The organism is Dyella sp. (assembly GCF_036384435.1).
Taxonomy (GTDB): domain Bacteria; phylum Pseudomonadota; class Gammaproteobacteria; order Xanthomonadales; family Rhodanobacteraceae; genus GSA-30.
This window is the reverse complement of sequence record NZ_DASVMI010000078.1, coordinates 22,384-41,160: the sequence shown is the minus strand read 5'-3', so window position 1 is coordinate 41,160 and position 18,777 is coordinate 22,384. Positions and strand designations below refer to the sequence as shown.

The 18,777-nt window shown below is 63.2% G+C and carries 22 protein-coding genes and 1 other RNA gene; 7 read left to right on the top strand and 16 right to left on the bottom strand.

From position 1 onward, the window contains the following. Positions 1 to 228: 228 nt before the first annotated feature. Both VF436_RS07395 and VF436_RS07390 read left to right on the top strand, forming a co-directional pair. Positions 229 to 1,554 (top strand): APC family permease, encoded by a 1,326-nt coding sequence (locus tag VF436_RS07395; RefSeq protein WP_330903363.1) that lies wholly within the window; start codon positions 229 to 231, stop codon positions 1,552 to 1,554. A 72-nt stretch (positions 1,555 to 1,626) separates the two neighbouring features. Further along, positions 1,627 to 3,771 (top strand): beta-agarase, encoded by a 2,145-nt coding sequence (locus VF436_RS07390; protein ID WP_330903362.1) that lies wholly within the window; start codon positions 1,627 to 1,629, stop codon positions 3,769 to 3,771. A gap of 142 nt (positions 3,772 to 3,913) precedes the next feature. Here the strand turns inward: VF436_RS07390 and VF436_RS07385 are convergent, their stop codons facing one another. From VF436_RS07385 to VF436_RS07375, 3 genes are read right to left on the bottom strand one after another with little or no spacing between them, the layout of a single operon-like run. After that, a complete protein-coding gene (locus VF436_RS07385; protein ID WP_330903361.1) occupies positions 3,914 to 4,324 on the bottom strand; it encodes a hypothetical protein in 411 nt (136 codons plus the stop codon). Then, entirely contained in the window at positions 4,324 to 4,806 is a 483-nt protein-coding gene (locus VF436_RS07380) for an Mpo1-like protein (protein ID WP_330903360.1), read from the bottom strand. The genes VF436_RS07385 and VF436_RS07380 overlap by 1 nt, the downstream gene beginning before the upstream one ends. Further along, entirely contained in the window at positions 4,806 to 5,702 is an 897-nt protein-coding gene (locus VF436_RS07375; protein ID WP_330903359.1) for a phosphoribosylaminoimidazolesuccinocarboxamide synthase, read from the bottom strand. The genes VF436_RS07380 and VF436_RS07375 overlap by 1 nt, the downstream gene beginning before the upstream one ends. Before the next feature lie 104 nt (positions 5,703 to 5,806). On the opposite strand from VF436_RS07375, the gene VF436_RS07370 reads away from it, so the two are divergent. The 3 genes from VF436_RS07370 (at position 5,807) to rpe (ending at position 7,709) form a co-directional block, all read left to right on the top strand. After that, entirely contained in the window at positions 5,807 to 6,115 is a 309-nt protein-coding gene (locus tag VF436_RS07370) for a c-type cytochrome (protein WP_330903358.1), read from the top strand. Beyond that, complete coding sequence (gene djlA, locus VF436_RS07365; protein ID WP_330903356.1) at positions 6,112 to 6,906, top strand: co-chaperone DjlA; 795 nt, start codon at positions 6,112 to 6,114, stop codon at positions 6,904 to 6,906. Before VF436_RS07370 ends, djlA begins: the two co-directional genes overlap by 4 nt. A 119-nt stretch (positions 6,907 to 7,025) precedes the next feature. Further along, complete coding sequence (rpe, locus tag VF436_RS07360; protein ID WP_330903355.1) at positions 7,026 to 7,709, top strand: ribulose-phosphate 3-epimerase; 684 nt, start codon at positions 7,026 to 7,028, stop codon at positions 7,707 to 7,709. A 170-nt stretch (positions 7,710 to 7,879) separates the two neighbouring features. On the opposite strand, the gene VF436_RS07355 is transcribed toward rpe, so the two are convergent. The 8 genes from VF436_RS07355 to VF436_RS07320 form a co-directional block, all read right to left on the bottom strand. Further along, positions 7,880 to 8,260 (bottom strand): hypothetical protein, encoded by a 381-nt coding sequence (locus tag VF436_RS07355; RefSeq protein WP_330903354.1) that lies wholly within the window; start codon positions 8,258 to 8,260, stop codon positions 7,880 to 7,882. A 131-nt stretch (positions 8,261 to 8,391) separates the two neighbouring features. Next, positions 8,392 to 9,033 (bottom strand): ribose-5-phosphate isomerase RpiA, encoded by a 642-nt coding sequence (gene rpiA / locus VF436_RS07350; RefSeq protein ID WP_330903353.1) that lies wholly within the window; start codon positions 9,031 to 9,033, stop codon positions 8,392 to 8,394. 52 nt (positions 9,034 to 9,085) lie between these two features. Beyond that, positions 9,086 to 9,895 (bottom strand): sulfotransferase, encoded by an 810-nt coding sequence (locus tag VF436_RS07345; RefSeq protein WP_330903352.1) that lies wholly within the window; start codon positions 9,893 to 9,895, stop codon positions 9,086 to 9,088. A 53-nt stretch (positions 9,896 to 9,948) separates the two neighbouring features. After that, on the bottom strand, positions 9,949 to 10,419 hold the full coding sequence (locus tag VF436_RS07340; RefSeq protein ID WP_330903351.1) for an EVE domain-containing protein: 471 nt from the start codon (positions 10,417 to 10,419) through the stop codon (positions 9,949 to 9,951). Continuing rightward, complete coding sequence (locus VF436_RS07335) at positions 10,416 to 11,087, bottom strand: 5-formyltetrahydrofolate cyclo-ligase (RefSeq protein ID WP_414649823.1); 672 nt, start codon at positions 11,085 to 11,087, stop codon at positions 10,416 to 10,418. Before VF436_RS07335 ends, VF436_RS07340 begins: the two co-directional genes overlap by 4 nt. Before the next feature lie 40 nt (positions 11,088 to 11,127). Then, a non-coding RNA gene (gene ssrS, locus VF436_RS07330) (6S RNA) lies at positions 11,128 to 11,316 on the bottom strand. A gap of 7 nt (positions 11,317 to 11,323) precedes the next feature. Continuing rightward, positions 11,324 to 11,638 (bottom strand): cell division protein ZapA, encoded by a 315-nt coding sequence (locus VF436_RS07325; RefSeq protein WP_330903349.1) that lies wholly within the window; start codon positions 11,636 to 11,638, stop codon positions 11,324 to 11,326. Between the two features lie 59 nt (positions 11,639 to 11,697). Beyond that, a complete protein-coding gene (locus tag VF436_RS07320) occupies positions 11,698 to 11,952 on the bottom strand; it encodes a TIGR02449 family protein (protein WP_330903348.1) in 255 nt (84 codons plus the stop codon). Positions 11,953 to 12,052: 100 nt separating this feature from the next. Here VF436_RS07320 and VF436_RS07315 point away from each other — a divergent pair, with 100 nt between their 5' ends. After that, positions 12,053 to 12,619: a UPF0149 family protein gene (locus VF436_RS07315; protein ID WP_330903347.1), complete on the top strand. Its 567-nt coding sequence runs from the start codon at positions 12,053 to 12,055 to the stop codon at positions 12,617 to 12,619. Further along, a complete protein-coding gene (locus VF436_RS07310; RefSeq protein ID WP_414649822.1) occupies positions 12,574 to 13,932 on the top strand; it encodes an aminopeptidase P N-terminal domain-containing protein in 1,359 nt (452 codons plus the stop codon). The genes VF436_RS07315 and VF436_RS07310 overlap by 46 nt, the downstream gene beginning before the upstream one ends. Before the next feature lie 77 nt (positions 13,933 to 14,009). Here VF436_RS07310 and cydX read toward each other — a convergent pair whose 3' ends face one another. The 5 genes from cydX to pepQ form a co-directional block, all read right to left on the bottom strand. Beyond that, a complete protein-coding gene (gene cydX, locus VF436_RS07305; protein WP_330903345.1) occupies positions 14,010 to 14,129 on the bottom strand; it encodes a cytochrome bd-I oxidase subunit CydX in 120 nt (39 codons plus the stop codon). A 15-nt stretch (positions 14,130 to 14,144) separates the two neighbouring features. Further along, positions 14,145 to 15,275, bottom strand: coding sequence for a cytochrome d ubiquinol oxidase subunit II (cydB, locus tag VF436_RS07300; protein WP_330903344.1), 1,131 nt, complete (start codon positions 15,273 to 15,275; stop codon positions 14,145 to 14,147). Positions 15,276 to 15,288: 13 nt separating this feature from the next. Further along, entirely contained in the window at positions 15,289 to 16,860 is a 1,572-nt protein-coding gene (locus VF436_RS07295) for a cytochrome ubiquinol oxidase subunit I (RefSeq protein WP_330903366.1), read from the bottom strand. Further along, a complete protein-coding gene (gene cydP, locus VF436_RS07290) occupies positions 16,860 to 17,078 on the bottom strand; it encodes a cytochrome oxidase putative small subunit CydP (RefSeq protein ID WP_330903343.1) in 219 nt (72 codons plus the stop codon). Before cydP ends, VF436_RS07295 begins: the two co-directional genes overlap by 1 nt. A gap of 351 nt (positions 17,079 to 17,429) precedes the next feature. Further along, complete coding sequence (pepQ, locus tag VF436_RS07285) at positions 17,430 to 18,740, bottom strand: Xaa-Pro dipeptidase (RefSeq protein ID WP_330903342.1); 1,311 nt, start codon at positions 18,738 to 18,740, stop codon at positions 17,430 to 17,432. Positions 18,741 to 18,777 lie beyond the last annotated feature (37 nt).

Genomic DNA, 18,777 nt, shown 5'->3' with positions numbered 1-18,777 from the left:
CGCCCGCCGCCTCGTATCGATGGCATGCGCCCAATCCCAATGCCAGGCCACCGATCATCAACAGCTTCAACGCGTGCTTCATGATTTTTCCAAGGTATGGCCGGCAAGGGCGGCCTTCTCGGATATATACACGCGAGCTGCCATATTCTTCATTTTCCGTCGGCGAATGTTTTTCCATGTCGAAAAAGGCTGGCCCTGGATGGCCGCAAGATGGCATGGTTCGTCCTTATGACTGATCAAGCTCCAGCCTACGTACGCCGCCTGGGCATCTGGGATGCCGCCGCCATCGTGATCGGTGGCGTCATCGGTGCCGGCATTTTCCGCTCCGCCTCCACCGTGGCCGAGCGCACCGGCTCGGGTTGGCAGCTATTGCTGCTATGGGCCATCGGTGGCCTGCTGACCCTGACCGGCGTGCTGTGTTACGCCGAGCTGGGCGCACGGCGCCCCCAGGCTGGCGGTGTCTATATCTACCTGCGCGAGGCATTTGGGCAGCTGCCTGCCTTCCTGTTCGGCTGGACGATGGCGCTGATCAACTACCCCGGCAGTGTCGCGGCGGTCGCGACCACGTTCGCCGATTACTTCTGCGTGGCGCTGGGCGTGTCGCATGACTGGGTCAAGCCGATCGCAGGCGGTGCTATCGCGTTCATCGTCGGTGTGAACATCTTCGGCATCCGTGCCGGTGCACGTATGCAGAACCTGTTCACGGTGCTGAAACTCGGAGCCATCGTGCTGGTGGTCGTAGCCGGGCTCGCACTGGCACGCACGCATCTGGGTACAGCGCTGGGCGACGACATCGCGCATCCGGTAAGCCCATGGAGCTTCCTGGGCGCGCTGTTGCCGGTGCTGTTCACCTACGGCGGCTTTCACTATCTCAACGACCTGGCCGGCGAAGTGCGCGAACCGCAACGCACCTTGCCGCGTGCACTGGCCTTGGGCATGGGAACGGTGGTGATCTGCTATGTGCTGGTCAACCTGGCTTACCTGACCGGGCTTGGTCATGCCGGGTTGGCAGCCAGCCACGCGCCGGCGGCCGACCTGGTCAGGCAGTGGCTGGGTGATCGCGGTGCCACGCTGATCGCCATCGGCATTGCCTGCTCGACGTTCGGGTATTGCAGTATCGCCATCGCCGGTGGCGCGCGTGTGTTGCAGACGATGGGCGCCGACGGCATGTTCTTTCGTGGCGTTGGTCGCATCGATCCGCGCACGCGTGCACCGCAGGTGGCGCTGCTGGTGCTGGGAACGTGGGCAATCCTGCTTGCCGCATCCGGCCGGTTTGACCAGTTGCTCAACTACACCACGGTCGGCGAGTGGTTGTCGCACGCCTTCGGTATTGCCACGCTGTTCTGGTATCGCCGTCGTTTCGCGCAGGAACCGTCACCGTATCGCGTGCCGCTCTATCCATTTACGCCGCTGTTGTTCGTCAGCATGGTGTTGGGTGTGATCATTGCCACCACGGTGAGCTCGTTCCGGGACGCAGGCTTGAGCCTGCTGCTGATCATCGTGGGCGTGCCGGTTTACTACACGTGGCGTGCCATGGCCAACCCCGCCCGTTAAACGGGAAGCGCCGGCAAGCGGGGCTTCATGCAGGCTGGGCATACTCGTGGTTTTCATAGTGGCGCGGCCTCGATGAAGACTTTCGCAACATGGGGTCTGTTTCTCGTTTTGACGGCCTGCCAGGCCGCGCCAGAGACTGCGGGTCGGTTGCCCGACCTGTCAGCCGATAAACTCGATGGCAATGTCACGCTGCAGCAGGTGCAGCGTGGCGATGCGGCCGAGACCAATGCTCAGGGCGGCAGGCAACGTCGGTATACCTTCGCGCCTTCCCCCCAGCCGCAGATCATCGTCACGGCACCCTCGCGAGGCTGGGATTGGTCCACGAGGGGTGAGTTGCGTGTCGCGGTGCAAAACGCCATGGCCTGGGATGTCACGCTGGTAGTCGACATCGATGGCGTGAACGCCGGGCAGCATCTGCATGCAGTGCTGGCCCTGCCCGCGGGGCCGGCACAGACCGTGGTGGTGCCCCTGAAGGCCTGGACACCGCGAGCGGAAGGCATGCAGGCCGGACCGCCCATGCCGATGGAGATCGACGGTCGCCGCGTGCTGCTGGCTACCACGGTAGAAGGGCAGCTCGATACGCATGCCGTGCGCGCCGTGCGCCTGAGCATGCCTGCGCCGCAGGCAGCGCAGACCTTGTTGCTAGGTGAAATGAGTGTCCGGCCGGGCGACGCCGTAGCCCAGGCCGCTTACACAGGCATCGTGGACCGCTGGGGGCAGTACACGCGCGGCCAGTGGCCGGAGAAGATCGATTCCGACCAGGCTCTGCGTGTAGCGCAAGCCAAGGCGAAACGTGCCCTGGATGTGGCAAACGGGCAGGCGGCGCAGGTCGATATCTATGGTGGCCGTACCGATATGGCTTCATTCAAGGCCACCGGCTGGTTTCGCAGCGAGAAGCGCGATGGCCGCTGGTGGCTGGTGACGCCTGAGGGCCATGCCTTCTTCTCGCTGGGCATGAATGCAGTGGTGAACGACGGCGGTCGCAGCTATGTGCAAGGGCGCGAGTTCATGTTTCGTGACCTGCCACCGGCAAGCGGCGACTGGGCGGCGTTTCATGGCAGCAGCGATACACGGCAGGCCGATGCGACATCGCGCAAGGGGCTGGGTTTCGATCATGGTGGCTGGTTCGATTTCTATGCCGCCAACCTCTATCGCCTGGATGGTGCGTCCTGGCGTAGTGCGTGGCAGGCGCGCACGCTCGATCGACTCAAGAGGTGGGGATTCAACACGATCGGCAACTGGAGCGACGATGCCCTGACCAAGGCGCATCGGATGGCGTATACGCGTTCGATCAACATCGACGGTGTCTTCGGTAATGTATCGAGTGGCTACGATTACTGGGGGCGGATGCCCGATCCGTATGACCCGCGCTTTGCCGCCGCCGCCGAGAAAGCCGCCGCCAGGGCGACCCAGGATGTGGCCAACGACCCCTGGTTGCTTGGCTATTTTGCCGACAATGAACTTGCCTGGGCCGGGCAGGGGGGCGAGGGCCGCTGGGGCCTGGCCATCGGCACGCTCAAAGGCGAGGCACGCAGTCCGGCCAAGCAGGCCTTCATCGCGAAACTCAAAGCGCAGTATGGCGATGCCATCAAGCTCGCCAACGCCTGGGGTATCCAACTCACCTCATGGGATGTCATGGCTGCCGATGGCTTCGAGCCGCCCTTGCCCAGCGAGCGCTATCCGGCGATCGCCGCCGACTACAGTGCCTGGCTGCGCGACTATGCGCAGACGTATTTCCGTGTGGTGAGCGAGGCCCTGCATCGGCACGATTCGCACCACCTTTTCCTCGGTGGCCGTTTTGCCGTACATACGCCGGAAGCCGTCGATGCCTGCGCGCGTTACTGCGACGTGGTCAGTTTCAACACGTACACCGATGTGCCACAGCATGGCTTCGACGAAAACCTGCTGACAACGGACAAACCCATACTGATTACCGAATTCCACTTCGGCTCGAAGGATCGTGGCCCATTCGGCAACGGTGTCGCATCGGTCTACACCGAGCAACAGCGTGGCGAGGCCTATGCGCGCTTTGTCGCCGCGGCAGCCAGCGACCCGCACATCGTCGGTGCGCACTGGTTCCAGTACGCCGACGAGCCGGTAACCGGTCGCCTGCTCGATGGCGAAAACATGCATATCGGCCTGGTAGGTATCACCGACATTCCCTTTGCGGGTTTTGTGGAGGCAGTGCGGGAGGCCAATGCCAAGGCCTCGCGCTGAAGCGGGAGCTGAGAGGCGCGTCGCGGGGCGCACAGGGGGATCGCAAGCCTTGTGCGCACGAGGTGCTATCGCAGTTTTGAAGTTGGGACCAGGCACGCGGACTTGCGCCCCCCGTCTCGCATCCCCAGGGGCGGCGCGCCACTCACCCCGTCAACGAGGTTGCGATGCCAAACGCCACGGCCGTCACCACCGCCACGGCCATGCAGGCACTGGTGGGGCGGATGCGGTGGGCGTCGGTACGAGGAATCAGCCGCCACAGCAGCAGCGCACCGATGAACATGTTCGCCACGAGTACAAAGCGCAGGGCGTTGGAGGCCAGCAGGGCGCCATAGGGTGGGCGCAGATGGCCTTCGTGCATCGCGACACCTGCGATCAGCAATATGCCGGCGAGGTTCCATAGCAGGCAGGCCAGGTAGGTGCGGTTGAACACTACCGGGCAGCGTTCGGTCCAGCGCAGTACCAGCCAGGCAATGATGGCCGGCACGATGGCACCGATGCTGCTATAGAGCACCCACCAGAACAGCATGCTCAGCAGGGTGAGGAACTGGGGCATCAGGACATCCCTAGGCGTCGCAACAGGCCGTCGAGCAGCCAGGCAGGACCGATGAAGAATGTGGCCAGCATGCTGCGCAGGCTGGGGCGTGGATATTCGAGCAGGCGCCCGGCGAACAGGCCCGCCCAGGCCAGCACCAAAACCACCAGCCCGGTTTGGCGCAGCATCGGGGGTTCCATCGCCAGCGCCATGAAATGTGTTGCGACGGAAAGCCCGATCAGCACGCCGAGCATGCCGATGCCAAGTCGCTGCGAGTGTTTCCAGTACCAGGCGAATACCGCGATCTGCAACATCACCGACCAGAAACCCGGTTGCCCCAGCGAGGGCGGCACCGGAATGGTCCAGATCACGGCGATGGCGCTCCACAGCACCAGCGGCACGCATAGGGCAGCGAGCACCCGATGCGCCTGGCGGCGGTGCTCAAGGCTGTATTGCTCGAGCAGGTATGCCAGGCGCCGGGCATGTTCTTCCCGTGCCGACATCAGTCCACGCGAATATCGGCCAGTCGCTGGAGCGCTTCGGCGTACTTGGCGGCTGTGGCGGCAATGACGTCGGCGGGTACGTGCGGACCGGGCGCCTGTTTGTTCCAGTTCAGCGTGAGCAGGTAATCGCGGACGAACTGCTTGTCGTAGCTGGGCGGGCTGATACCGACCTGGTACTGGTCGGCTGGCCAGAAACGCGAGGAATCGGGCGTCAGCATCTCATCCATGACATAGAGCTTGCCGTCTTCGTCGGTGCCGAATTCGAGCTTGGTATCGGCGATGATGATGCCGCGTTCGGCCGCATAAGCGGCTGCCCACTTATAGATGCGTAGTGTCGCATCGCGTACCTGTTCGGCCAGGTCGGCACCGACGGCGGCCACGACCGCGTCGAAGCTGACGTTCTCGTCGTGGTCACCCACGGCGGCCTTGGTCGAGGGTGTGAAGATCGGCTCGGGCAGTTGTTCGGCTTGACGCAGGCCTGTCGGCAGCGCGATGCCGCATACGCCCCCCGATTGCTGGTAATCCTTCCAGCCCGAGCCGATCAGGTAGCCGCGTGCGATTGCCTCCACCGGTACCGGCGTCAGGCGGCGAGTGACAACACTGCGCTTCTCGTAAAGCGCCAGGTCCGTACCTTGGGGCAGTTCGTCGCGCAGCGATTGGTCGACCAGATGATTGGGCACCAGGTGCGCGGTCTTGCTGAACCAGAAATTGGAGATCTGCGTGAGCATCTCGCCCTTGCCGGGAATCGGGTCGGGTAGCACCACGTCGAACGCGGACAGGCGGTCGCTGGCGACGATCAACAGGCGATTGTCTGGCAAGGCATAGACATCGCGAACCTTGCCGCGATAGACCAGGTTCAGGCCGGGCAGGTTCGATTGCAGCAAAGTGGTAGGCACGGGGCGCTCCGGGACTAGCGTGGAGCCCCCTATTGTAGCCGTCCAGTCAGGCAAAGCGCGCCCGCGCTGGTAGAATCGGGTCTTTTAGCCCCTTGCGTCACTACATGCGAACCGTTCTGACTGCGGCGTTCCTGCTGACCGCTCTTCCCGCCATGGCCGCGACGCCGCCCAAGCCAGCGCGGCTGGGCCTGTGCGCGGCATGTCATGGCGAGACGGGCATGGCGCAAATTCCGGGCGCACCGAATCTGGCCGGTCAGAAGCTGGATTATCTACGCGAGGCCCTGCGGCAATATCGCGATGGCCGCCGAACGGCGCCGTTGATGAAGGCCGCCATCGGCCCGGTCAGTGATGCCGATCTCGATGCGCTGGCGCAATGGTACAGCGCGCAGACTCCGGGGCAGCCCACGCCATGAATCTCGTCTGGACTCTCATCCTGGCCTTCGCCGGCCTGATCTTCGGGCACGGCCTGCCTGGTATGGTTGTCGGAGCCCTCACCGGCTTCATCATCGACGGCGTCCGGCAAAAGCGCCGCTATGCCACGCCGGAAGTAGGAGGTTTCATCGGGCCACTGTTTGCCTTACTGGGCGCGGTGGCCAAGTCGGACGGCCGTGTCTCGGAGGCGGAAATTGCCATCGCCGAACGCCTGATGTCACGCATGGGGCTGGATGCCGAACAGCGCAAGCAGGCCGTGGCCAGTTTCAACGCGGGCAAGCAGCCGGAGTTCAATGTCACGCCGGCCATCGACGGCTTGCGCCAGTGGGTCGGCCTGCGGCGTGACCACGCTTTCCCGGTGCTGGACGTGGTGATCGAGACCGTGCTTGCCGAGGGCAACCCGCCACCGGAAAAGCTTGCCATCCTGCGCCAGTTGGCGTTCGCGCTACGCGTGAGCGACATGGAGTTGATGGCGCTGATGGCGATGAAGGGCTACGCCTGGAACGCCTCGGCCAGCGGGCAGCGCGGCCAGGGAGGCGGTTATGTACCGCCCCAGCGCAATACTCAGGGCCCGGATCCGTATACCGTGCTGGGTATCGAGCGCAGCGCAGACGCCCGGGCGATCAAGCGCGCCTATCGCAAGCTGATTTCCGAGCACCATCCCGATCGTCTGGGCGACCTGCCTGAGGACATGCGCCGCCAGGCCGAAGCCCGTGCCAGCGAGATCAATGCGGCCTACGAGCGCATCAAGGCCGAGCGCGGTTTCAAGTAGGGCGACCAGGGTAGGGCGGGCACATTGCCGTTATCCTGTCTGCACGCGCTTTTAGGGCGTGATCCCGCACTCTTTCCGTCACGCGCCTTGTCGCGCCACGCCAGCCATTTTCGAGAGCCATGAGCAAACAGTCTCCTGTCATCGCCCCCTCCATCCTTTCGGCCGATTTTGCCCGTCTTGGCGAAGACACCGCCAAGGCACTCGCTGCCGGTGCGCAGTGGGTGCATTTCGACGTGATGGACAATCACTACGTGCCCAATCTGACCATCGGGCCGATGGTGTTGCAATCGCTGCGCAAGTACGGCATCGAGGCGCCGATCGATGTGCACCTGATGGTCAGGCCGGTCGATCGCATCGCGCCGGATTTCGCCAAGGCCGGTGCCACTTCGATCAGCTTTCATCCGGAAGCCAGCGAACACGTGGACCGCACCATCGGCGTCATTCGTGACGCCGGGTGCCAGGTCGGCTTGGTATTCAATCCGGCCACACCACTGAACTGGCTCGACTACACCCTGGACAAGATCGACCTGGTGCTGATCATGTCGGTCAACCCGGGTTTTGGTGGCCAGAAATTCATCCCCGAGGCCCTTGAGAAGATCCGCCAGGTTCGCCGCCGTATTGACGAAAGTGGCCGTGCCATCCGCCTGGAAGTGGACGGCGGCGTCACCGCAGACAATATCGGACGCATCGCCGAGGCCGGCGCGGATACCTTCGTCGCTGGATCGGCCATTTTCAATGCACCCGATTACGCCCACGTCATCGCGCAGATGCATAGGGAGGTCGGCAGCTCTTTTCCGGGGTAGCCGGCCACGGCGTAGCCTGTGAGGTCGCTCGCTGCGCGAGCTGCAAAGCCGGCCTGCGGCCTGTAACGGGAGAGAGCCAGGGAGTCCGCCTCAAGATACGGCGTGACTTTTTCTGTTTACCCTTTACAGCCCGCGCAGCGAGCGGCTTTACAAGCCACGGGCGGGCTTTTTCACAAGTCGCAATCGCCCAGGCTAAGCGGCCCGCTGGTGCTGAACTGCACGGTGCACACCGCGCTGAACACCTGGCCCTGCTGTAAGGTCCTGGCCTTGGATGCGGAAAGCTGGTCGATCGAAGCCTCACCCTTGAACTGGGCGGCCTTGTCGGTCAGTGACACCAGGATCTGGTTGCCGACACGCTTGGCGGCATTGACCACGATGGCGCTGATGGTGACACGGCGGTCAAGATAGCCATCCGGAATGACGTGTCCGGAATTCACGTAAACCTCGCCAAGCTGTGCCAGGCTGACCGCAGGGGCCGTCTCTTGTGCTGATGCGACGGTGGTGGTGGACAGCATCGCCAGGGCGAGCACGATCGAACGGAGTGCGCGCATGACTGATACCTTTGTCCCATAAGGGACAGGTGGAAAGTTGTGCCTATAGTGGAGACGGCCGACAGCCTTTCAATGCATCCGCCCGGTGCGTCAGATCAACGCACTGTTTCCCCGGAGGCACGAATGGCCGGTTACGCCATGACCTGGTCGCCAACCAGCACGATATCGGCCGGGCGGCGGGCGAACAGGCCGACCGACACGATGCCGGGAAGTTGGTTGAGGTCCCTCTCCAGGGCAACCGGATCGGCGATCTGCCAGCCGTGGACGTCAATGATCCAATTGCCGTTATCGGTGACTACGCCGTCGCGCCACACCGGCTGACCGCCCCGCCTGGCGATCTCCCGCCCGATCAGGCTGCGCGCCATGGGAATCACCTCGATCGGCAGCGGGAACTTGCCCAGTATGTCCACGCGCTTGCTCGAATCGATGATGCAGACGAACTGGGCACTGGCCTCGGCGACGATCTTCTCGCGCGTCAGCGCCGCGCCGCCGCCCTTGATCAGCCGGCGCAGGGGATCGCATTCGTCCGCGCCATCCACGTACAGCGTCAGGGCGCCGGTGGCGTTGAGATCGAGCACCGGAATACCGAGTTTCTTCAGGTGTGCCGTGGACTGCTCGGAACTGGATACCGCGCCCTGGATCTGGTCACGCAGGTCCGCCAGGGCATCGATGAAGAACGCCACGGTCGAACCGGTGCCGACGCCGATGATGGCGTCCTTTTCGACATAGCGGATGGCGGCTTCGCCAGCGAGGCGCTTTTCATTGTTGCTCATGGCACGGCTCAGGGTTCAAGGAATGACTATGATCGGCGATTTTCGTCGTCGGTTACACCACGCGTACGTGGTGCGGATTGCGGCCGGACTGATTCCAGAAGGCATCCTGCTCGAAGCGCGCCCAGACTTCCGGCGGCAGGATCGTCTGCCGTAGCTGCGGCTCCACCTTGGAGCGCACCGCGTGCAGTCCGGGGGTGCCGCTGCGACGATCAAAGGCTTCGGCGTCGAAGCTCACGTTATCGAAATCATGCGCGAATGCCGGTTCGCCGATGAAATCGTAGACGGCCGCCAGCGCGCGTGCAGGTTCGGCCGCCAGGGTCTCGTAACGCAGCAGCATCAGGCTCCGGGCGTGCTGGCCATAGAAGGCTTCGCGCAAGGCGTCATAGGCATAGCCGACCATGCCGTCGCTTGAGGCCAGGCCGTTCACGCGGGAATAGACCGTGCCGCCGGTGCCGAAGTTGAAGATTGACGAAGGACTGAACATGTTGCGCCGGATGATGCGTTCGATGCTGTCGATGATCCATGGCATGTCGCGCACACAGGCGATGACGCGGCTTTCCGCGAATAGCTCCTGGATGGCTGGCATGCGCGCGCACCAGCCGCGGCTGGTATCGAATACGACGTCAGCGGCCGTATCGGCGTAGAAGTTGTCGAACAAACCGCGCAGCACGCGCTGGCGAGCGGCATCGTCGATGAACACGGAGAACTCGTTGCGCGCGCTCATCTCTCCCAGCATGCTGGCGAACATGCCGCCCACCGGGCTGGACATGTTGGCGTGGAATCGTGGGTTCTGGCGCAGCAGCGCGCTCAACAGCGTGGAGCCGGAGCGGGGCAGACCGGAAATGAAATGGAAACGGGGCATGGCGTTCCTGGGGTATCGGCTGCCTCGGCTTGTGTCGCACCGAGCGGTGAAGGCTACTTTTCCAGAGCCAGGATATGCTTCCAGTCGGCATCTTCCACCGGCATCACCGAGAGGCGGTTGCCCTTGCGCACCAGGGCCATATCGGCCAACGCCGGTTGGCGCTTGAGTTCATCCAGTGTGATGGTGCGCTTGAGTTTACGCACGAACTTCACCTCGACCAGCAGCCAGCGCGGATTGTCGCGCGTGCTGGCACCGTCGAAGTAATCGCTTTTCGGGTCGAACTGGCTGGGGTCCGCATAGGCATCGGTGGCTATTTCGGCCACGCCCACGATGCCCGGTTCGGCACAATTGGAATGATAGAAAAACACTTTGTCACCCACGCGCATGCCGTCGCGCATGAAGTTGCGCGCCTGGTAATTGCGCACGCCATCCCAGGGCTCCTGGCCCTTGCGCGCCAGGTCATCGATGGAGAATGTGTCCGGTTCGGATTTCATCAGCCAGTGGCTGATTCGCTTCGTGCTCATGCGGGCGTTCCATCTGCTTCGGTAGCGTGGCAATCGATCAATTCGCTGTCGGTGGCGATGAAATCCAGCGGTACATCCCAGGGCTGGTGATCCAGCACAGGCAATTCCTGGAAGTCATAGGCCACGCCGACCAGCAAGGGTTCGGTGGGACGCCCTTGCTCGCGCAGGAAGGCGAAGCTGCGATCGTAGTATCCCCCGCCATAACCGAGCCGGTTGCCACGGCGGTCGAAGCCGAGCAGCGGCACCAGCACTAGGTCCAACTGGAAAGGCGCCAGCCATTCCTTCGGGGCTATCGGCTCGGGAATGCCGTAGCGATTGGGCTGTATCTCGTCGCCGTGGTTCCAGGGTGCGAAACGCAGCGTGCCATCGTCGCCGATCAGGGGCAGCAGGAACTGCTGACCGCGTGAGGCCAGTGGCGCAATCGCCAGGTTCAGCGGCAGTTCGCCGTCGCAAGCCCAGTAGCCGGCAACGCGGACGTCGGTCATGTATTCGGGCAATTGTTCCAGGCTGCGGCGCAACCCCTGTGCGGAGGCGATGCGTTCAGCCGGGGTAAGGGCGCGGCGGCGTTCGGCCAGCTGCTTGCGTAGCTCGCGTCGCTGAACGTCCACGTCGCGTCTCCTGGTTCTGCCTTGGGGAGGGGGCTCCCGCCCCGTCCTGGGCCGTCGCATCATCGCAGGCGACCTGGGCGGAGGGGTGACAAAGAGGGTGGCGTAAACCGCGATGCCGCTGCTCACCAAACGACCTTGATCCACGATGGATCAGGTGGGAGGGCATGCATCGCCTCGAGGCTTTCCGCACGAGGGCGGACATGCACAACAGCGATGACAAAACCGACCCGGGGCCGTATTTAGGAACAAGGCAAATGTAAGAGTGCGCTGGCGCACACCGCAGAAAACGCCGAGGTCTATTTTAAGTGCGCGTGGAGCTGTGCGTCCAGCGCGGCGTCAATCTTACGGCGTAGTGCGACAAGCTCGTCGCCCAGGTCATGGCCCGGTGCGCTGTTCTGCTTGCGCAGGGCCAGGAATTCATGGGTGATGCTGATGGCCGCCAGCACGGTCAAGCGATCGAAGCCGGGGGCCTTGGAGGCGGCGCGTAGCTCACGCATCTTGCGATCGAGGTAGGTCGCGGCTTCCAGCAGGCCCTCGCGCTCTTCCGGCGCGCAAGCGATGAGGAATTCGCGGTCGATCAGTCGCAGCGCGACCGGTTCACTCGTACTCATGTAGACAGTCTCTGGCCCATCGTCGTCGGTGTCGCCTCACGCATCCAGCGAGAAGGAGATCAACCGCTGTGTTCGAGCGCCTTGAGGCGCTGGATCATCGCCTCGACGCGACTGCGTGCCTGCTCGTTGCGCGCCATCAGTCCCGCGCGTTCGTTGGCCAGTTGTTCCTGGCTCTGGCGCAGGCTGCGGTTCTCTTCCTGCAGACGATGCACGAGATCCAGCAGGCGATCGACACGCTCGCCGAGCACGGACACCTGTTCCCGGATCGGATCGGACCGGAATGCGTCGGATTGAAGGGGCTCGGGCGTGCTCATGCCGATCACTATAGCAGGACGCCGGTGTAAAACAGCAGGCGCCCCGGTCTCCTGAAGGGCTAAACTGGCGGCATTGTTTTTGCGATGGGAACACCACGCCATGAGCGTCAATGATTGGATCGGCCACGATGAGCTGAATGACTCCTGCGTGCGCATGCGCCTGGGCGCGGATGCGGCCGAATTGCACGGCTCGCTGTGCGGATTCCTGGCCGGTGGCGGCAAGATCGGGCGACAGTCGTTGTTGGCCGTACTGCAGCTCGATGGCGAGGGCGTTCAGCCTGGCGCACAGGATCAGGCCCTGCTTGAGCGGTTGGTCAAGCAATGCGAAGCGGAACTGGACGATCCAGAACTGGGCTTCGAGCCGCTGCTGCCAGCCGATGACCGACCGCTGCCTGAACGCGCTGAAGCGTTGGTCGATTGGTGCCGGGGTTTCCTGGGTGGTTTCGGCCTGGCGGGTACCGACGCGCATGCGAGCTTGTCCGACGAAGCCAAGGAGATCCTGCGCGATCTCGGCAGCATTGCTGGCGCCGAGCTGGATTTCGGCGAAGAGGGAGACGATGAGGATGCCCTGATCGAGGTGCACGAATTCGTGCGTGTCGGTGCCATGCTGCTGTTCGCCGAATGTGCCGGTGGACGCGGCAAGACCGGCAGCGATCGCATCCATTGAATATCCAGCGGGACGAATACGCTCGCCGCCGCCGACAGTTGATGCGGATGGCTGGCGAGGATGCGGTGTTGCTGGTGGCAGCCGCGCCTGAGCGCATCCGCAATGCCGATGCCACATGGCCGTACCGGCAGGATTCGGACATGCATTACCTGTGTGGCTTTCCCGAGCCAGACAGCGTGCTGGCGCTGTTGCCGGGGCGCAAGCATGGCGAGGTGGTGTTGTTCTGTCGTGAGCGCGACCCCGAGCATGAGCGCTGGCATGGTGAGTCGATCGGTACTGAACGTGCCGTTGAACTGCATGGGATGGATGATGCGTTCCCCATCGACGACATCGACGACATCCTGCCGGGCATGATCGAGGGCCGAGGCCGTGTGTATTGCCATTTCGGCAGCGAGCCGGAATTCGATGCCCGCCTGCTTGGCTGGATGCGCCGTTTGCGTCAGCTGCGCGGTGGTGGCGTGGTGCCCAAGGAATTCGTCGCGCTGGGACATTTGTTGCATGACCTGCGCCTGTACAAGTCGCGTGGCGAGCTAAAGCTCATGCATGCGTCGGCGAACATCGCAGCAGAAGCGCACCTGGCCGCCATGCGCATGGCCACCGTGGGTCGCCACGAATATGAGGTAGAGGCCGAACTGATGCGTACCATGCGCAGCCGTGGTGCGGTGGCCGCGTTCCCTCCGATCGTCGCCGGTGGCGTCAATGCCTGCACGATGCATTACCAGGCCAATCGCGCGCCATTGCGTGACGGTGACCTGCTGCTGGTCGATGCCGGCGCGGAACTGGATTGCTACGCATCCGATATCAGTCGCACCTTTCCCATCAATGGACGCTACAACCGCGAACAGCGCGCCCTGTATGAGCTGGTGCTTGAGGCACAACTGGCCGCCATCGATGAAGTGCGTCCGGGGCGCGCCTTCGATGCGGCCCATCAGATGGCGGTGCGCGTCATTGCCGAAGGTCTTTGCGCGCTGGGGCTGCTTGCAGGCACCGCCGACGATGTCATCGCTGACGGCAGCTACAAGCGCTTTTATCCGGTCAAGACGGGCCATTGGCTGGGCCTGGACGTGCATGACGTGGGCGACTATCGCGTCGATGGCGAGCCGCGCATGCTGGAGCCCGGCATGGTGGTCACGGTGGAGCCGGGTATCTATATCCCCCCGAACGACACCACCGTCGCCGAGCGCTGGCGTGGTATCGGCATCCGCATCGAAGACGATGTCGCCGTCACACGCTCAGGCAACGACGTACTCACGGCGAACGTGCCCAAGGATGCCGGTGAGATCGAGGCATGGCTTAAGCGAGGAATGAGTTGAGAGGAGTGAGGAGTGGGAGAGAAGCGAAGAGCCAGCTCTTGCTCCGGCTTTCTCTCACACTCCTCACTCCTGATCGCTCACTCCTCGCTCTTGCGTTTGTGCGCCTCATCCGTTGCGTGCACTTCGTACCACATGGCGTTGAGAATGCCGAAGGCACAAGCCAGGCCCAGGCCGAGAATCCACGAGAAATACCACATGTTCCTGGCTCCTGATCAGTAATGGTGAGTGGACTGGCGAACGTGTTCCAACGTGACGCGGCCACGCACGACACTGAACACCCAACTGGTGTAGGCAATGATGATCGGCAGGAACACCACGGTCGCGCCGAGCATCAGTGCCAGCGTGCCCTTGCTTGACGAGGCATCCCAGATGGTCAGGCTCGACTTCGGATCGAGGCTGGAGGGCAGCAGGAACGGAAACAGGGCGAAACCCGCCGAGAGAATGGTGCCGGCGACCATCAGGCTGCTGCACAGGAACGCACCCAGGCCGCGTCGGGCCACGGTCAGTTGCACACCGATCGCGCCGAGGATCGCCACCGCCGGCGCCAGCCAAAACCATGGATACCGCATGTAGCTGGCGAACCAACTGCTGCCATGTGCCACTTCCTTGAACAGCGGATTGGAAGGGCCGTCGGTGACCGCCGGGCCGACGATACTGAAGCCGGGCACGCCATAAGCCAGCCAGATACCTGCCAGCACGTACAACACGATATAGGTGAGCGTGAACAGGCGCGCCATGCGCACGGCACGATCATTGACGGCACCGTCGGTCTTGAGCACGGCCCAGCAGGCGCCGTGGGCGAGCAGCATGGTCAGCGAGACCAGGCCGGCGACAAGGGCGAATGGGTGCAGCAACTCGAAGAAGCTGCCGCTCCAGGTCATGCGCAGGTCGCCATCGAACTTGAACGGCACGCCCAGGAATAGATTGCCGAACGCCACGCCGGTGATCAGCATCACCACGATGCCCGAGCCGACCAGTACCCAGTCCCACAGGTTCGCCCAGCGCGAGTCATGCACCTTGCCACGGAAGTTGAATCCGACCGGGCGCAGGATGAAGGCCAGCAGCACCAGGGCAATGGCCAGGTACATGCCCGAGAACGACACAGCGTAAAGCATCGGCCACGCCGCGAACGCCGCGCCACCGCCGAGCACGAACCAGACCTGGTTGCCTTCCCACACCGGCTCGATCGTTTCCAGCACCACCAGCCGTTCATCGTTGCTGCGGCCCAGTACGCGCAGTAGCGCGGCGATGCCGAAATCGAAGCCATCCATGATGGCGAAGGCGATCAGCAGGATGCCAAGCAGGGCCCACCAAATGACCCGCAGGCTTTCATAGTCGAACATGAAGATTCTCCTCTCAGGCCTTGGCGGGGTGGGCTGCGACATCGGGCTCGGCGGCTGGCCAGATACCCAGGCCGTCCGGCCCCTTGCGAGCAAATTTCACCATCAGCGTGGCGTCGATCACGGCCAGGGCGGTGTAGAACAGCACGAATCCGCCGAGTGAGGTCCATACCTGTCCGGCGGTCACGCTCGATACGCCCAGCGCGGTCGGCAGGATGCCCTCGATGGCCCACGGCTGACGCCCGTACTCGGCGACGATCCAGCCCAGTTCGGCGGCAACCCACGGTAGCGGCAGACTCCACAGCGCCATCTTCAGGTACCAGCGCTTGCTGTCGATCCTGCGCTTGCTTGCCAGCCAGAACGAGAGCGCGAACAGGAAGATAAAGTAGAAGCCGCAGGCCACCATGATGCGGAAGGACCAGAACAGCACCGGCACATTGGGTATCGTGCTATCGGCTGCTTTCTGGATATCCTCGGGCGTGGCCTTGCGCGGATCGTCGACGTATTTCTTCAACAGCAGCGCGTAGCCCAGGTCCTTGTCGTGTTCGGCCAGGATCGAGCGGGCGCCGGCGTCGTGCTTGTCCTGGCGTAGCGCCAGCATGGCGTCATAGGCCTGTATGCCGTTGCCGATCTTGCCCTTGGTCTCGTCCACCAACTGCGCGATGCCAGGGATCGGCTGGTCCAGCGAGCGCGTGCCGATCAGGCCCATGACCCAGGGTATGTGTACGCCAAAGTGCGTGGTGCGGTGCTCCACGTCGGGAATGCCGAAGACGGTGAACGATGCCGGTGCCGGCTCGGTCTCCCACATGGCCTCGATCGCGGCCATTTTCATCTTCTGGTTCTCCGACACCGCATAACCGGATTCGTCGCCCAGTACTACCACGCTGAGTGCGGCGGCCAGCCCAAAGCTCGCAGCCACGGTCATCGACCGCTTGGCGAAGTCCACGTTGCGTCCGCGCAACAGGTACCAGGCGCTGATCGACAACACGAACATCGAGCCCAGGACATAACCTGCGCTCACGGTATGCACGAACTTCGATTGGGCCACCGGGTTGAACATCACCGCCGCGAACGAGGTGGTTTCCATGCGCATGGTGTCGGCGTTGAAGGCCGAGCCGACCGGGTTCTGCATCCATCCGTTGGCGATCAATATCCATAGCGCTGACAGGTTCGTGCCCAGCGCCAGGAACCAGGTGACCAGCAGGTGCTTGATCCGTGACAGGCGTTGCCAGCCCAGGAAAAACAAGCCGACCAGGGTGCCTTCCAGGAAGAACGCCATCAGGCCTTCGATTGCCAGCGGCGTACCGAATACGTCGCCGACATAGTGTGCGTAATACGCCCAGTTCATGCCGAACTGGAATTCCATGGTGATGCCGGTCGCCACGCCCATGGCGAAATTGATACCGAAAAGTACGCCCCAGAATTGGACCATGCGCCGCCAGACTTCACGTCCGGTCATGACGTAGACGCTCTCCATGATGGCGAGAATCCAGACCAGCCCCAGGGTCAGGGGGACAAACAGGAAGTGGTACAGCGCTGTCAGTGCAAATTGCAGGCGTGACAGGTTGACCACGTCGGCTTCGAGCATCATGGATGGGCTCCGTGCGACGAGGATGGTGAGGAGGGAGCGAGCAGGTGCTCGATGGCTTGGGGGCTGGCATCGGGGCGGGGATGCGGTGCGATCGCCACCCACCAGATCAGGGTAAGCACTAGGATTTTCGCAACGACGAGCAGCACCAGCTTGATACCGAGCCGACGCAACGGTCTACGAGGTGTGTTATCGATGGCGACGACTGGCGTGGTCATGCAGCGGTTCCCGGGGCTTCGCCTTCAAAAAAAGGATAGGTCCGAACGAGAGAAGCTGTCGCTGTGGGGCAATGTCGCAGACGCTTGATTACTGTCAAGCAGCATAGGCCTGCATCTGGCCATTTACCAGCGGCCATGAGTTTGCCGCAGAACGCGGGCGAAAAATGCGACGGCGCTGGCAGAGGAGCGAGGGAGGCGAGAGACGAGTAGCGAGAGCGCAAGTCAGCCGCGAGCTTGCATATGGCAAAGCGCTTTCGCGCTTTGCGGGTTACGGGCGAGCAAGGCCAGTATGCTCTCGCTGCTTGCTACCCGTCTCTCACTCCTCCCCGCTCCTTCCAGAACATCCGAGACTTACACGTTCGCAAACGCATCCCGCGTGAGGTTTTCCGGAGTGTCTTGGGTGCACACCACGTCGTCCTCGATGCGGATGCCTCCATAGGGGCGGAAGGCGTCGACCTGGGCCCAGTCCACGTGCGCGGCTTCAGGGCGGGCGCGCAGTTCTTCCAGCAGCATGTCGATGAAGTACAGCCCTGGCTCGATGGTCACGACCATGCCCGGTTCCAGAACACGCGTCATGCGCAGGTAGGGATGGCCAGCCGGGCGGGCGATCGTGCCGCCGCGTTCGTTTTGCTGGAAACCCGCCACGTCGTGTACTTGCAGGCCGATCGGGTGGCCCAGGCCATGCGGGAAGAACGTGGACGTCACGCCGCTCGCCACGGCGCTTTCGGCACTCATGCGCACGATGCCGTGCTCGCGCAGCACGTCGGCCAGTACGTGATGGGCATGGATGTGCAGTTCCGGATAGCTCTGGCCTGCACGTACCTTGGCGGCAAAGCCTTGCTGGGCCGTATCGACGCTGTCGATCAGTGCCTGGAAGGCACTGCTGCGATCGGCGGCATACGTACGGGTGATGTCACTGGCATAACCTGCCGCGCTGGCGCCAGCATCGATCAGGAACGAGCGGCTCTGCGCCGGTGGGCTCCGGTCGAAGTTCGTGTAATGCAGCACGGCGCCGTGCTCGTTCAGGCCGACGATGTTGGCATAAGGCAGCTCTGCATCGATGGCGCCGGCTGCCTTGAGGTAGGCCTGGTGAATATCCAGTTCACTGCCGCCGTCGCGAAAAGCCTGTTCGGCGGCGCGGTGGGCGCGCGTACCGATGCGGCTGGCTTCGCGCATCAGTTCCAGCTCATAGGGTGTCTTGTACGAGCGGTGCCAGTGCAGATAATCAAGTACGGCCTGCGGGTTGTTGACCTGCACGCCCTCGATGGCGGGCGTCGGCGCGATGACGGCGGCACGCGTCTGCGGCAGATGCTGGGCCGCTTCGGCGGCACTGCGTACGGTGACGATGTCGAAGTGCTCGACCCAGTAGCCGGTGGGTGCGGCGGGCACCACATGCCAATAGTCGCGCGGCTGCACGAACACCAGTTTGGGCTTGCTGCCTGGACTGTAGACCACCCAGCTTCCCGGGGTGTCGGTCAGTGGCAACCAGTGGACGAAATGCGGATTGGCCACGAACGGGAAGTCCTGGTCGTCCAGGAATTTGCGCAGCGGCGCGCCCGCGCCGATCACCAGATGATCGAAACCCCCCACACCAAGTGCCGCTTCGGCGCGCTCGCGCACGGTGGCCAGATGGGCGGGATAAAGCGAGGCGAGCTGGGTCATGGGGCGATCCTGGAGCGGCGATTAGCTGCCTATGATC